We start from the raw sequence: 13,726 nt of genomic DNA on the forward strand, positions 1-13,726 counted from the left end.
CAACCGTAATAAAATAAACACTCACAACTCATTATAAATAATTATAAAATAACGCCTTTTATTGATAATTTACATATGAAAAAAAATGACACCTCTTTATTTTATATCATTACTACTATCGCTTCCTTTTATTATTTTTTACCAACCTTGGGTCAATGCATTGCCGCCAACGCCCCGACACGCAAGTCCTGAGCAATTAGAAAAAACAGTTCGTTATCTTACACAAACTGTACATCCACGTAGTGCCGACAATATTGATAATCTGAATAGGTCCGCAGAGTATATAAAAGAGGTCTTTGTCAGTAGCGGTGCCAGAGTTACCTCGCAGGATGTCCCCATTGCGGGTGGCCCCTACAAAAACATTGTTGCTGATTATGGTCCTGCCGATGGACCGCTGATTATTATTGGTGCGCACTATGACTCTGCCAGCAGTTATGAAAACGATCAATTGACCTATACGCCGGGCGCGGATGATAACGCCAGCGGTGTGGCAGGATTACTCGAACTGGCACGTTTGTTACATCAGCAAGTACCGAAAACTGGCGTGCAGCTGGTCGCCTATGCGTCGGAAGAGCCGCCCTTCTTTCGTAGCGATGAAATGGGGAGCGCGGTACATGCAGCTTCGCTTGAGCGTCCAGTGAGATTAATGATAGCGCTGGAGATGATTGGCTATTACGACTCTGCGCCTGGTAGTCAGAATTACCCTTACCCGGCAATGTCCTGGCTTTATCCCGATCGGGGAGACTTTATTGCCGTGGTCGGCAGAATGCAGGATATCAACGCCGTTCGTCAGCTAAAAGCGGCATTGTTGTCATCCCGGGATTTATCTGTTTATTCTATGAATGCCCCAGGGTTTATTCCCGGTATTGATTTCTCTGATCACCTTAATTATTGGCAACACGATATTCCCGCCGTAATGATTACCGACACCGCTTTTTATCGTAATAAACAATACCACTTGCCCGGTGATACCGCAGACAGATTGAATTATCAGAAAATGGCTCAGGTCGTGGATGGCGTTATCACCTTGTTATACAACAGTAAACAATAAAATTTCTCGAGGAGGATCCAGAAAAAGCAACATGCGCATTTTATTTTCCCTCGTCTGTTTTAAGATGCGAAACATGAAATTCAACGGAGGAAAAATAAATGGGAATGATTGGCTATTTTGCAGAAATTGACTCAGAAAAGATTAACCAACTTCTTGAGTCTACTCAAAAACCTTTGATGGATAATATACATGACACGCTTTCAGGATTACGCCGACTGGATATTGATAAACGCTGGGATTTTTTACACTTTGGGCTGACAGGCACCTCTGCTTTTGATCCCGCGAAGAATGATCCGCTGAGTCGTGCCGTGCTTGGTGAACACAGCCTCGAAGATGGCATAGATGGCTTCCTGGGATTGACCTGGAATCAGGAGTTAGCCGCGACAATCGATCGCCTGGAATCACTGGATCGAAGTGAGCTGCGTAAACAGTTTTCCATTAAACGACTCAATGAAATGGAGATTTATCCGGGAGTGACCTTTTCAGAAGAGTTAGAGGGGCAGCTCTTTGCTTCGATCATGCTTGATATGGAAAAGCTGATTAGTGCGTATCGACGTATGCTGCGACAAGGGAATCATGCGCTGACGGTTATTGTTGGGTGATGGGGTCAGGGCACCAAAAAAAACCGCCGAACATGTCGGCGGCTTTCTGACTTACGAACTGACAGCTTACATCAGCGGCATTGCTAACCGCACAATGCTAATCAGCGGTTGTGGCCATACACCCAGCACCAGTACCAACAGTGCAGAGATCAGCACCACGATACCGCCCGCGCTGTACTGCCAGTTTGATGGTGCATCGCGACCCGGTTGTTCCGGGGCGTGAAGATACAAGCTCACAGCCACGCGCAGGTAGTAGTAGAGGCCGATTGCCGAACCGACAACCACGGCACCCACCAGCCACCACAAGTGTGCCTGGACACCGACCGCCAGCACGTAGAACTTACCAATAAAGCCCAGCGTCATCGGAATACCGGCCAGAGACAGCATCATCACCGTCATCACCGCCGCGAGGATCGGACGATGCCAGAACAGTCCGCGGTAAGAGAACAGGGAATCAGCATCCGGGCCACGATACGGGCTGGACATCAGGCTGACCACGCCGAACGCGCCGAGGCTGCTGAACAGATAACCGGCCAGGTAAACCCCTACCGCTTCCATCGACATCTCGCCGGTTTGCAGCGCAATCAGCGCCACCAGCAGATAGCCGAGGTGAGAGATAGATGAGTAACCAAGCAGACGTTTGATATTGGTCTGGCTCAGCGCCATCAGGTTACCGAAGATGATAGAGGCAAAGGCGATAATCGCCAGCACCACGCGAATCGCTTCACTGTCACCCACCGGAGCGTAAAGGAACAGACGCATCACCACGCCGAAGATAGCGATTTTGCTCGCCGTCGCCAGGAAAGTGGAAACCGGCGCAGGCGCGCCCTGGTATACGTCTGGCGTCCACAGGTGGAACGGCACCAGAGAGAGTTTGAAGCCAAGGCCAACAATCATCAGGCCGAAACCTGCCAGCAACAGCGGCTCGTTGAGCATACCGTCGCCGAGGTTTTTACCCAGCGCGACAAACGACAGGTCGCCAGACTGCGCATACACCAGCGCCATACCGAACAGCAGGAAAGAAGACGCTGCGGCAGAAAGGATAGTGTATTTGATACTGGCTTCCAGCGAACGTTTCTGGCGGAAAGCGTAACCGACCAGGCCAAACAGCGGCAAAGAGATCAGTTCAATACCGAGGAACAGAGACGCCAGATGGTTGGCATTCGCCAGCAGGATCCCGCCCAGCGCGGCAATTAACACCAACAGGTAGAACTCGTCCTTGTTGTCGTTATAGCCTTCAAGCCACGGGTAGGCGAAAGTACAGGTGGCGAGGCTCGCCAACAATACCAGCCCGGTGTAAAGCATGGCGAAACCATCAACGCGCATCAGCGGCGTAACGTCCATAGCGCCCGCCTGGCCGACAAACCAGAGCGAAACCAGCGCCGCGTTAAGCCCAATAACCGAGAGCGTAGCGTTGAGGAAATGATTGCGTCGCCACGCAATGGAGAGCATCACAACCACCACCGTCAAGCCGACGATCAGCAACGGTAGCAGTGCGATCAGGTTTTGTGGAGTTATTGTCATGGCGATTTACGGCCTTGTAGTAGTAACGGAATTAACAAACCACTGCTGGATATTGCCAATCGCGGAGTGCGAGGTATCCAGAATCGGCTGCGGATAGAAGCCCAGCAGTACCAGCAGCACCACCAGCAACAGGATCATAAACAGCTCACGCAGCGACATCCCTGGCAGTTCCTGGCTGGCAATCTGGCTTTTCGCTTTACCGAAGTAAGCGCGATGCAACATCGCCAGCGAATAAACAGATGCAAAGACCAGCCCAAAGGTAGAGATAACGGTAATCACCGGGACAACCTGGAAGCTGCCGAACAGAATCATAAATTCGCCGACGAAGTTACCGGTGCCTGGCATCCCAAGCGTTGCCACCGCAAAGAACAGCGACAGTGCTGGCAGCCATTTCATCTTGCTCCACAGACCGCCCATCATGCGCATGTCGCGGGTATGGATACGTTCATAAAGCTGACCGCAGAGAATAAACAGACCCGCCGCCGACAAGCCGTGCGCAATCATCTGGATTACCGCGCCCTGGTAGGCCAACTGGCTGCCGGTATAGATAGCAATCAGCACGAAGCCCATGTGGGAAACCGAGGTGTAGGCGATCAGACGTTTGATATCGGTCTGGGCGAAGGCCATCCACGCACCGTAGAAGATGCCGATAACACCCAGCCACATAGCGATTGGCGCGAACTCTGCCGACGCGTTCGGGAATAGCGGCAGGGAGAAACGCAGCAAACCGTAAGCGGCAGTTTTCAGCAAGATCCCCGCGAGGTCAACGGAACCGGCGGTCGGAGCCTGTGAGTGCGCATCCGGCAGCCAGCCATGCAGCGGAACCACCGGCATTTTCACCGCAAACGCGATGAAGAAGCCCAGCATCAACAGATATTCCACACCACTGGACATTGGCGTATTCAACAGCTCTTCATAGTTGAAGGTCCAGACGCCGGTCGCATTGTAGTGAACAAAAACCAGCGCCAGGATGGCGATCAACATCACCAGACCACTCGCCTGGGTGTAAATGAAGAACTTGGTTGCCGCCGTGATACGCGTTTTACCGTCAGAGGCTTTATGCCCCCACAGTGCGATCAGGAAGTACATCGGCACCAGCATCATTTCCCAGAAGAAGAAGAACAGGAACATGTCGATGGCAAGGAACACGCCGATAACGCCGCCCAGGATCCACATCAGGTTGAGGTGGAAGAAGCCCTGATATTTTTCGATCTCTTTCCACGAACAGAGTACCGCCAGCACACCGAGCAGACCGGTCAGCACGACCATCAGCAGCGATAGCCCGTCAATGGCGAGATGGATAGAGATACCAAAACGCGGGATCCACGGCATGTCGAATTCAGACTGCCACTGCGGAATTCCGGCGGATTGCGTCAGTGAATAACCGCCCTGCAACCACAGTTGCAGCGACAGCGCCAGCGTCAATCCCATGGTGATCAGCGCGATCCAGCGCGGCACCTTGACGCCAAAGCGTTCGGTCTGCCAGCACAGGAAGCCGCCGATAAAGGGAATTAATATTAGCCAGGGTAGTAACATGGCGATCTTTATTCCTTGTAAAAGTCCCGTCAGGACCGGATTTTCAACGAATTCTCACGACAGAAAATTCTCTTCGGACTGGGGGTAGTGTCGGATGCACCGCGAATGCGGCTTATCCGACCTACGTTCTTATATGCCCAGGGGCAATCCCACAATCCTTAACTCAACGCAGTACCATCAACAGTGCCAGCACCACGACCGCACCGATGCTCATGGATGCCACATACCAGCGCAGATAACCGTTCTCGCTTAACAGCAGACCTTTACCTGCAAAGCGGGAAAGGACAGCCGGGATGTTCATCATTGAGTTCAGCGGATCGCGTTTCAGCAACCAGGCAATACCCAGGAACGGCTTGACGAACACTTTGTCGTACAGCCAGTCAAAGCCCCAGGCGTTGTACCACCAGGTGCCCAGCAGACGGCCCGGCGCACTGTTGGCGATGGAGGTCACCAGAGTACGTTTACCCAGCCACAGCCAGGCTGCCAGCAGAATGCCGACCACCGCGACCACGCCAGAGGTAATTTCCAGGGTCAACATGCTGCCGTGCGCCAGCTCCGTCGTTTGCGGAAGCACGCCCTGCAGCGGCGGTACAATCAGTGCGCCAACGAAGGTGGAAAGGATCAGCAGCACAATCAGCGGCAGGCTGTGAGTTACCCCTTTCACGGCGTGAGCGTGAATTTGTTCTTTTCCGTGGAAGACGATGAAAATCATACGGAAGGTGTAGAGCGAGGTCATAAACGCACCGACCAGACCAGCCACCATCAGATTGATATGACCATTCGCCATCGCACCCGCGAGGATCTCATCCTTACTGAAGAAGCCCGCAGTGACCAGCGGCAGTGCCGACAGTGCTGCGCCGCCCACCAGGAAGCAGAGATAAACCAGCGGAATAGATTTACGCAGACCGCCCATCTTGAAGATGTTCTGTTCGTGATGGCAGGCCAGAATGACGGAACCGGATGCCAGGAACAGCAGCGCTTTAAAGAACGCGTGAGTCATCAAGTGGAAAATCGCCGCATCCCATGCCTGCACGCCAAGCGCGAGGAACATGTAGCCAATCTGGCTCATGGTAGAGTAAGCGAGAACACGTTTGATATCGGTCTGTACCAGCGCGGCAAAACCGGCCAGCAGCAGCGTAACCGCCCCGACAATGCCCACCAGATGCAGAACTTCCGGCGTCATCAGGAACAGGCCGTGGGTACGGGCGATCAGGTAGACACCCGCGGTTACCATTGTTGCAGCGTGGATCAGCGCGGAGACAGGCGTCGGGCCCGCCATCGCGTCGGCAAGCCATGTCTGCAACGGCAACTGAGCAGATTTACCGACCGCACCGCCCAGCAGCATCAGCGTCGCCCACATCAGCATGTTATTGCCGTCAGCAAAGTGCGCTGGTGCCAGTTCCACCATTTCGCGGAAGTTCAGGGTGCCCAGTTCGTTGTAAAGAATGAACAGCGCGAAAGCGAGGAAGACGTCACCCACACGGGTCACGACGAACGCTTTCATTGCCGCTGCGCCATTCTTCGGATCGGTGTAATAGAAACCGATCAGCAGATAGGAGCACAGGCCCACGCCTTCCCAGCCGAGGTACATCAACAGCAGGTTATCGGCAAGCACCAGAACTACCATGCTGGCAATGAACAGGTTGGTGTAAGCAAAGAAGCGAGAGTAGCCCTCTTCACCGCGCATATACCAGGAGGCGTACATGTGAATAAGGAAACCCACACCAGTGACCACCGAGAGCATGGTCAGCGACAGGCCGTCCAGCACCAGGTTAAAACCGATGTTAAAGTCGCCTACCGACATCCACGTCCACAGCGGCTGGCTGTATGCCTGCTCACCGTTAGCGAAGAAGTCAACGCCGATAAAGGCAGTTACCAGCGCCGCCAGGCCCACAGAGCCAACGCCCACGATCGCCGAGACGTTTTCAGACCAGCGCCCACGGGAGAACGCCAGCAGGACGAAGCCAATCAATGGCAAAATAATGGTTAAGGCAAGCATGTTCATCCGCGCATCTCACTTACTGAATCGATGTTCAGGTTCTGGCGACGACGGTGAAGTTGCAGCAGCAGCGCAAGGCCGATACTTGCTTCTGCCGCCGCGAGGCTGATGGCGAGAATGTACATTACCTGACCGTCGGTCTGGCCCCAGTAGCTTCCGGCGACCACAAAGGCCAGCGCGGAGGCGTTAATCATGATTTCCAGACCAATCAGCATAAACAGCAGATTGCGACGGATAACCAGACCGGTTAAGCCAAGAACGAATAAGATTGCCGCGAGGATCAGTCCATGTTGTAAGGGGATCATGCGTGCTCCTCCGTTTTTCTTTTCGCGCTGTCGTCTTTACGATTGCTCAGCACTTCACCCGCTCGCTCTTCACGACCAACGTGGAAGGCCACAACCAGACCCGCGAGCAGCAGCATAGAAGCCAGTTCCACCGCCAGTACGTAAGGCCCGAACAGCGTAATACCCACTGCTTTAGCACTGATTGGCGTACCGTCGATACCCTGATCGTTAACACCGAGAATGGCGTAAACAATCACCACCAGCATGATGGCCGACAAAATTGCCGGACCAATCCACACCTGCGGTTTCAGCCACTGGCGTTCCTGTTCAATTTCTGAACCGCCCAGGTTGAGCATCATCACCACGAACACGAACAGCACCATAATGGCACCCGCGTAGACGATAATTTCCAGCGCACCGGCGAAGTAAGCGCCCAGTGAGAAGAACACCCCAGAGATCGCCAGCAGCGAAATAATCAGGTACAGCAGTGCGTGTACCGGATTGGTATGGGTGATCACTCGCAAGGTCGCAAGTATGGCTATCAGGCCACAGATATAAAAAGCGAACTCCATTGCCCCTCTCCTTACGGTAACAGGCTCTTGACGTCGATAGGCTTGGCTTCGTTCTCTGCTTCGCCCTTATCTTTGCCGTCGATTGCCATACCTGCCATCCGGTAGAAGTTATATTCCGGGTATTTGCCCGGACCGGAGATCAGCAGATCCTCTTTCTCGTAAACCAGATCCTGGCGCTTGTATTCCCCCATTTCGAAATCCGGGGTTAACTGAATCGCCGTGGTCGGACAGGCTTCTTCGCACAGACCACAGAAAATGCAGCGTGAGAAGTTGATGCGGAAAAATTCCGGATACCAGCGACCGTCTTTGGTTTCTGCTTTTTGCAGCGAGATACAGCCGACCGGGCAGGCTACCGCGCAGAGGTTACAGGCTACGCAACGCTCTTCGCCGTCCGGATCGCGGGTCAGAACGATACGACCACGATAACGGGGCGGCAGATAGACCGGCTCTTCCGGGTACATTCGCGTTTCGCGTTTGGCGAACGCGTGCAGGCCGATCATCCAGATACTACGAACCTGGGTGCCGAAACCTACTAACAATTCTTTTAAGGTCATGGTCTTATTGCCCCTTATTGCGCCTGCCAGAGAATGACAGCCGCCGTTACCAACAAGTTGATCAGCGTCAGCGGCAGGCAGATTTTCCAGCCGAAGGACATTACCTGGTCATAACGCGGACGCGGTAACGACGCACGAATCAAAATGAACATCATCATAAAGAACGCGGTTTTCAGCGCGAACCAGATGAATGGCGGTAACAACGGGCCTTGCCAGCCACCGAAGAACAGCGTCACCATCAGTGCAGAGATGGTCACAATCCCGATGTATTCGCCCACGAAGAACAGACCGAACTTCATGCCGGAATATTCAATGTGGTAACCATCCGCCAGTTCCTGCTCGGCTTCCGGCTGGTCAAACGGGTGACGGTGACACACCGCCACGCCCGCGATGGCAAAGGTAATAAAACCAAAGAATTGCGGGATGACGTTCCACACATGCGCCTGGCTGTTGACGATGTCGGTCATGTTGAATGAACCGGCCTGCGCCACCACGCCCATCAGGGAAAGCCCGAGGAACACTTCGTAGCTCAGGGTCTGCGCAGAAGCACGCATCGCACCCAGCAGCGAGTATTTGTTGTTACTTGACCAGCCCGCAAACAGCACCGCGTAGACCGCCAGACCGGCCATCATCAGGAAGAACAAAATCCCGATGTTCAGGTCGGCAACCACCCAACCTGGGCTGACTGGCACAATCGCAAAGGCCAGCAGCAGCGAGGTAAAGGCAATCATCGGTGCCAGGGTAAAGATGACGCGATCCGAGAATTTCGGGATCCAGTCTTCTTTAAAGAACATCTTGATCATGTCCGCGACCAGCTGGAGCGAACCGCCCCAGCCAACACGGTTAGGTCCGTAACGGTTCTGGAACAGACCCAGCAGGCGACGTTCGCCAAAGCTCATGAATGCCCCACAGGTGACAACCACCAGCAGGATCACCACCGCTTTGAGGATGGTCAGCAGGATCTCAATCAGTTCCGGTGATATCCAACTCATTGTTGTGCCTCCTTGAGATCCTCAAGATGCGCGCCCGCCAGCACCGGAGCAATGCCGGACATACCCATCGGCAAGCCCACCTGCCCTGCCGCCAGTCCTTCGGCGATTTCAACCGGCAGCGTGACCGTGTTGCCATCGTAACTAAAGGAGACGCGTGTACCCGCGTTCACACCCAACTTCGCGGCATCCGCTGGGTTGAGTTTGATGTACGGCTGCGGCATACGGCTCTGGAAGACCGGAGCACGCTGTGACAATTCATCGCTGCCAAACAGGTGGTAATACGGCGCAATACGCCATTTCCCGTCCTGCGGCTGGAAGCGTGCCGGTACGCTGGTGAAGTAATCCAGACCATTTTCGCTGGTTTCAAACAGACGCACGCCCGGATCGCCAAAGCGCAGTTTGCCGCCCACTTCGTCCTGGAATTTGTTCCACGCCTGAGGGGAGTTCCAGCCCGGTGCCCAGGCAAACGGCACTTGCGAACGGTGCGCGGTCGGCTGGTTGTTACCTTCCATCGAGAAGGTGAACATGGTGTCAATATCCTGCGGCTGACGCGGCTCATGAACGCTGATGTTGGCGCGCATGGCGGTACGACCGCTGTAACGGTGCGGCTCACGGGCCAGTTTCTGCCCACGAATACGGAATGTCGCATCCGGCGCAGCATCTTTGATACCTGCCAGTTCCGGAATTTTCGCCACAACAGCGTCAATTACATGGTCAAGCTGCGTCCAGTCCACTTCACGGCTCAGCAGAGTGCTGTGCAGCGAGTGTAACCAGCGCCAGCTTTCCAGCATGACAGTTTTGCTGTCGTAATAGGCCGGATCGTAAACCTGGAAGAAACGTTGGGCGCGGCCTTCGTTGTTGATCACCGTACCGTCGCTTTCAGCAAAGCTGGCAGCAGAAAGCACCAGATGGGCGTTTTCCATAATCGCTGTGCGTTGATGGTCAACCACCATCACCAGCGGCGCTTTAGCCAGCGCAGCATTCACGCGGGTAGCAGAAGCGTGACGATGCAGATCGTTTTCCAGCACCACCACCGCGTCGGCGCGTCCGGTTTCCAGTTCAGTTAACGCTTCTTCAAGCGAACCGCCACCCATAATGCCCAGCCCCATGCTGTTTACAGAGCGGGCAATCATGGTGATACCGACGTCAGCGCCGCGACCTTTCAGGGCTTTTGCGACGTTAGCCGCCGCCTGAATAACTTCGGTGCTACCGGCGTTCGTCCCGGAGATAATCAACGGTTTCTTCGCACCCGCCAGAGCCTGCACGATGACGTCGATTTTGCTTTGCAGCTCAGGTTCGATACCGTCAACCGCTGGTGCGGAGTTGTCCAGCGCATGGGCGATGGCAAAACCTAAACGCGCCTGATCTTCAACCGGTGCGCGGTAAGTCCACGCCGCGATATCATCCAGACGGGTGTCATCAACGTTGGTAACAAACAGCGGATGCTTAGCACGTTGACCGATGTTGAGGATTGCCGCAATCTGCCAGTCAGCCACTTTCTGTGCTGCCGCCATTTCGCGTGCTTTACCTTTCACCGCCTGACGAACTGCCAGCGCGACGCGTGCGCCGGTCTGGGTAACGTCTTCGCCCAGCACCAGTACCGCATCGTAAGATTCGATTTCGCGCAGTGCCGGCGTATAAATGCCGCCTTCACGCAGTACTTTCAGCGCCAGTTGCAGACGTTCCTGCTCACCATGTGCGATACCGGTGTAGAAGTTTTCTTCGCCCACCAGCTCACGCAGCGCAAAGTTGCTTTCCACGCTGGCACGCGGAGAACCAATACCGATCACTTTCTTCGACTGACGCAGAATATCTGCCGCGCCCTGCATTGCCTGTTCGGCATTGAGGGTAATGAAATCATCGCCACGACGCTGTACTGGCTGACGCGGACGATCTTTCAGGTTGACGTAACCGTAACCGAAACGACCACGGTCGCAGAGGAAGTAGTGGTTTACTGTACCGTTGTAACGGTTTTCGATTCGACGCAGTTCGCCATAACGCTCGCCGGGGCTGATGTTACAGCCGATGGAACATTGCTGGCAGATGCTCGGCGCAAACTGCATATCCCATTTACGGTTGTAACGCTCGGAGTGCGTTTTGTCGGTGAATACGCCGGTCGGGCAAATTTCGACCAGGTTACCGGAAAATTCGCTTTCCAGCGTGCCGTCTTCCGGGCGACCGAAGTAGACGTTGTCGTGCGCACCGTAAACGCCCAGGTCCGTGCCGTCAGCGTAATCTTTGTAGTAACGCACACAGCGGTAGCAGGCGATGCAGCGGTTCATTTCGTGAGAGATGAATGGCCCCAAATCCTGATTACGGTGGGTACGTTTGGTGAAACGGTAGCGACGGAAGCTGTGTCCGGTCATCACAGTCATATCCTGAAGATGGCAGTTACCGCCCTCTTCACATACCGGACAGTCGTGCGGGTGGTTGGTCATTAACCACTCGACCACACTTTCACGGAACTGTTTCGCTTCTTCGTCGTCAATGGAAATAAAGGTGCCATCGGAAGCCGGTGTCATACAGGACATCACCAGGCGACCACGCGTGTCTTCCGCGTTTTGGTATTGCTTCACCGCACACTGGCGGCAAGCACCGACGCTTCCCAGCGCCGGATGCCAGCAAAAGTAAGGAATATCAAGGCCCAGAGACAGACAAGCTTCCAGCAGGTTGTCCGCTCCGTTGACCTCGTATTCTTTGCCGTCTACATGAATTGTAGCCATTAGCATGCTTCCAGTTTTCTCAGTCAGAGACTGAGCGTTAATCGAAATTCGGTTACCAGCGCTCTTTCAGCAGGTTCGGCTGAATCCCATTAATCAAATGGGTATTGCTGAACGGCTGTTTGATTCCCGCCTCAAATTCTTCGCGGAAATATTTGATGGCGCTCTGTAACGGCTCCACTGCACCAGGTGCGTGGGCACAGAAAGTTTTACCCGGGCCTAAGAATCGACACAGTTGCTCAAGTGTTTCGATATCGCCCGGCTGACCTTCGCCACGCTCCAGCGCACGCAGAATTTTCACGCTCCACGGCAGACCGTCGCGGCACGGCGTACACCAGCCGCAGGACTCACGGGCGAAAAACTCTTCCAGGTTACGCACCAGCGACACCATGTTGATCTCATGGTCAACCGCCATCGCCAGCGCCGTACCCAGACGGCTTCCCGCTTTACCGATACTTTCGAATTCCATCGGCAGATCAAGGTGCGCTTCGGTCAGGAAGTCGGTGCCAGCGCCGCCTGGCTGCCAGGCTTTGAATTTCAGACCGTCACGCATACCACCGGCGTAATCTTCGAGGATCTCGCGTGCGGTGGTGCCGAACGGCAGTTCCCACAGGCCCGGATTTTTCACCCGACCGGAGAAGCCCATCAGCTTGGTGCCAGCATCTTTACTTTTCGAGATGTTCTGATACCACTCCACGCCGTTAGCGAGGATCGCCGGAACGTTACACAGGGTTTCGACGTTGTTGACACAAGTCGGTTTGCCCCATACGCCGGAGGTTGCCGGGAAGGGGGGTTTCGAGCGCGGGTTAGCGCGACGCCCTTCCAGGGAGTTGATTAACGCTGTTTCTTCCCCGCAGATGTAGCGCCCTGCCCCAGTATGGACGAACAGTTCGAAATCGAAACCTGTTCCCATAATGTTTTTGCCAAGCAGGCCCGCTTCGGTGGCTTCGGCAATGGCGCGGCGCAGATTCACTGCCGCTTCAATATATTCGCCACGCAGGAAGATGTAGCCACGGTACGCTTTCAGGGCAAACGCGGAGATGAGCATACCTTCCACCAGCAGGTGCGGCAGTTGCTCCATCAACAGGCGGTCTTTATAGGTGCCCGGCTCCATTTCATCGGCGTTACACAGCAGGTAACGGATGTTCATGGATTCGTCTTTCGGCATCAGGCTCCACTTCAGACCAGTCGAAAAGCCCGCGCCGCCGCGCCCTTTCAGACCAGCGTCTTTTACCTGATTAACGATTTCGTCCGGAGACAGCCCGGTCAGCGCCTTACGCGCGCCTTCGTAACCGTTTTTGCTGCGGTATTCGTCCAGCCACACTGGCTGTTTGTCATCGCGCAGACGCCAGGTCAGCGGATGCGTTTCGGGAGTACGGATAATGTTTTTCATTTATACCGCTCCAGCAGTTCAGGGATCGCTTCCGGGGTCAGATGCGCGTGAGTGTCCTCATCGATCATCATGTTTGGCCCTTTATCACAGTTCCCCAGGCAGCAAGTTGGCAGCAGCGTAAAGCGACCGTCAAATGTCGTTTGCCCTGGTTTGATGTTCAGCTTTTTCTCGAGCGCCGCCTGGATGCCCTGGTAACCGTTGATATGACAGACCACGCTGTCGCAATAACGGATCACATGGCGGCCAACCGGCTGGCGGAAGATCTGGCTATAAAACGTTGCCACACCTTCGACGTCACTCGCCGGAATACCCAGCACATCGGCGATCGCGTGGATCGCGCCATCCGGCACCCAGCCACGCTGCTTCTGAACGATTTTCAGCGCTTCAATGGACGCCGCACGCGGGTCTTCGTAGTGGTGCATCTCGTGCTCAATCGCTTCACGCTCTGCCGCACTCAGCTCAAAAGCCTCGGTTTGTGGTTGTTGATTCTCGTGCATAA

12 protein-coding genes are annotated in these 13,726 nt (G+C 54.6%); 2 read left to right on the plus strand and 10 right to left on the minus strand.

The features are described 5' to 3' along the window. The first annotated feature begins 85 nt into the window (after nt 1-85). Nucleotides 86-1,051 carry a M28 family metallopeptidase gene (locus ACJHX3_RS14940; protein WP_000188400.1) on the plus strand — a complete coding sequence of 322 codons (966 nt, stop codon included), beginning with the start codon at nt 86-88 and terminating at the stop codon, nt 1,049-1,051. A gap of 98 nt (nt 1,052-1,149) precedes the next feature. Continuing rightward, entirely contained in the window at nt 1,150-1,653 is a 504-nt protein-coding gene (locus ACJHX3_RS14945) for a YfbM family protein (RefSeq protein ID WP_000525377.1), read from the plus strand. A gap of 66 nt (nt 1,654-1,719) precedes the next feature. Here the strand turns inward: ACJHX3_RS14945 and nuoN are convergent, their stop codons facing one another. The 10 genes from nuoN to nuoE all read right to left on the minus strand — a co-directional run bounded on the left by nuoN (nt 1,720) and on the right by nuoE (nt 13,724). After that, nucleotides 1,720-3,177: an NADH-quinone oxidoreductase subunit NuoN gene (gene nuoN, locus ACJHX3_RS14950; protein WP_000156701.1), complete on the minus strand. Its 1,458-nt coding sequence runs from the start codon at nt 3,175-3,177 to the stop codon at nt 1,720-1,722. 6 nt (nt 3,178-3,183) lie between these two features. Continuing rightward, nucleotides 3,184-4,713, minus strand: a complete 1,530-nt coding sequence (nuoM, locus tag ACJHX3_RS14955; protein ID WP_000926441.1) for an NADH-quinone oxidoreductase subunit M — start codon at nt 4,711-4,713, stop codon at nt 3,184-3,186. 163 nt (nt 4,714-4,876) lie between these two features. Beyond that, nucleotides 4,877-6,718: an NADH-quinone oxidoreductase subunit L gene (gene nuoL / locus ACJHX3_RS14960; RefSeq protein WP_001056618.1), complete on the minus strand. Its 1,842-nt coding sequence runs from the start codon at nt 6,716-6,718 to the stop codon at nt 4,877-4,879. Continuing rightward, nucleotides 6,715-7,017 carry an NADH-quinone oxidoreductase subunit NuoK gene (gene nuoK, locus ACJHX3_RS14965; RefSeq protein WP_000612644.1) on the minus strand — a complete coding sequence of 101 codons (303 nt, stop codon included), beginning with the start codon at nt 7,015-7,017 and terminating at the stop codon, nt 6,715-6,717. The genes nuoL and nuoK overlap by 4 nt, the downstream gene beginning before the upstream one ends. Further along, nucleotides 7,014-7,568, minus strand: a complete 555-nt coding sequence (nuoJ, locus tag ACJHX3_RS14970) for an NADH-quinone oxidoreductase subunit J (RefSeq protein ID WP_000393511.1) — start codon at nt 7,566-7,568, stop codon at nt 7,014-7,016. Before nuoJ ends, nuoK begins: the two co-directional genes overlap by 4 nt. 11 nt (nt 7,569-7,579) lie before the next feature. Then, a complete protein-coding gene (gene nuoI / locus ACJHX3_RS14975) occupies nt 7,580-8,122 on the minus strand; it encodes an NADH-quinone oxidoreductase subunit NuoI (protein WP_000172749.1) in 543 nt (180 codons plus the stop codon). Nucleotides 8,123-8,136: 14 nt separating this feature from the next. After that, nucleotides 8,137-9,114, minus strand: coding sequence for an NADH-quinone oxidoreductase subunit NuoH (gene nuoH / locus ACJHX3_RS14980; RefSeq protein ID WP_000118507.1), 978 nt, complete (start codon nt 9,112-9,114; stop codon nt 8,137-8,139). Next, on the minus strand, nt 9,111-11,837 hold the full coding sequence (gene nuoG, locus ACJHX3_RS14985) for an NADH-quinone oxidoreductase subunit NuoG (protein ID WP_042064099.1): 2,727 nt from the start codon (nt 11,835-11,837) through the stop codon (nt 9,111-9,113). Before nuoG ends, nuoH begins: the two co-directional genes overlap by 4 nt. 52 nt (nt 11,838-11,889) lie before the next feature. Continuing rightward, nucleotides 11,890-13,227, minus strand: coding sequence for an NADH-quinone oxidoreductase subunit NuoF (nuoF, locus tag ACJHX3_RS14990; protein ID WP_000789502.1), 1,338 nt, complete (start codon nt 13,225-13,227; stop codon nt 11,890-11,892). Beyond that, nucleotides 13,224-13,724 carry an NADH-quinone oxidoreductase subunit NuoE gene (nuoE, locus tag ACJHX3_RS14995; RefSeq protein ID WP_000545042.1) on the minus strand — a complete coding sequence of 167 codons (501 nt, stop codon included), beginning with the start codon at nt 13,722-13,724 and terminating at the stop codon, nt 13,224-13,226. The genes nuoF and nuoE overlap by 4 nt, the downstream gene beginning before the upstream one ends. Between the last annotated feature and the right edge of the window lie 2 nt (nt 13,725-13,726).

Source organism: Escherichia sp. WS1265 (assembly GCF_046487585.1).
GTDB classification, from domain to species: domain Bacteria; phylum Pseudomonadota; class Gammaproteobacteria; order Enterobacterales; family Enterobacteriaceae; genus Escherichia; species Escherichia coli.

Coding starts and splice junctions, on each gene's coding strand:
- nuoM (WP_000926441.1), bottom strand. CDS start 4,713: ATGTTACTACCCTGGCTAATATTAATTCCCTTTATCGGCGGCTTCCTG.
- nuoH (WP_000118507.1), bottom strand. CDS start 9,114: ATGAGTTGGATATCACCGGAACTGATTGAGATCCTGCTGACCATCCTC.
- nuoI (WP_000172749.1), bottom strand. CDS start 8,122: ATGACCTTAAAAGAATTGTTAGTAGGTTTCGGCACCCAGGTTCGTAGT.
- nuoN (WP_000156701.1), bottom strand. CDS start 3,177: ATGACAATAACTCCACAAAACCTGATCGCACTGCTACCGTTGCTGATC.
- nuoF (WP_000789502.1), bottom strand. CDS start 13,227: ATGAAAAACATTATCCGTACTCCCGAAACGCATCCGCTGACCTGGCGT.
- nuoJ (WP_000393511.1), bottom strand. CDS start 7,568: ATGGAGTTCGCTTTTTATATCTGTGGCCTGATAGCCATACTTGCGACC.
- nuoE (WP_000545042.1), bottom strand. CDS start 13,724: ATGCACGAGAATCAACAACCACAAACCGAGGCTTTTGAGCTGAGTGCG.
- ACJHX3_RS14940 (WP_000188400.1), top strand. CDS start 86: ATGACACCTCTTTATTTTATATCATTACTACTATCGCTTCCTTTTATT.
- nuoL (WP_001056618.1), bottom strand. CDS start 6,718: ATGAACATGCTTGCCTTAACCATTATTTTGCCATTGATTGGCTTCGTC.
- nuoK (WP_000612644.1), bottom strand. CDS start 7,017: ATGATCCCCTTACAACATGGACTGATCCTCGCGGCAATCTTATTCGTT.
- ACJHX3_RS14945 (WP_000525377.1), top strand. CDS start 1,150: ATGGGAATGATTGGCTATTTTGCAGAAATTGACTCAGAAAAGATTAAC.
- nuoG (WP_042064099.1), bottom strand. CDS start 11,837: ATGGCTACAATTCATGTAGACGGCAAAGAATACGAGGTCAACGGAGCG.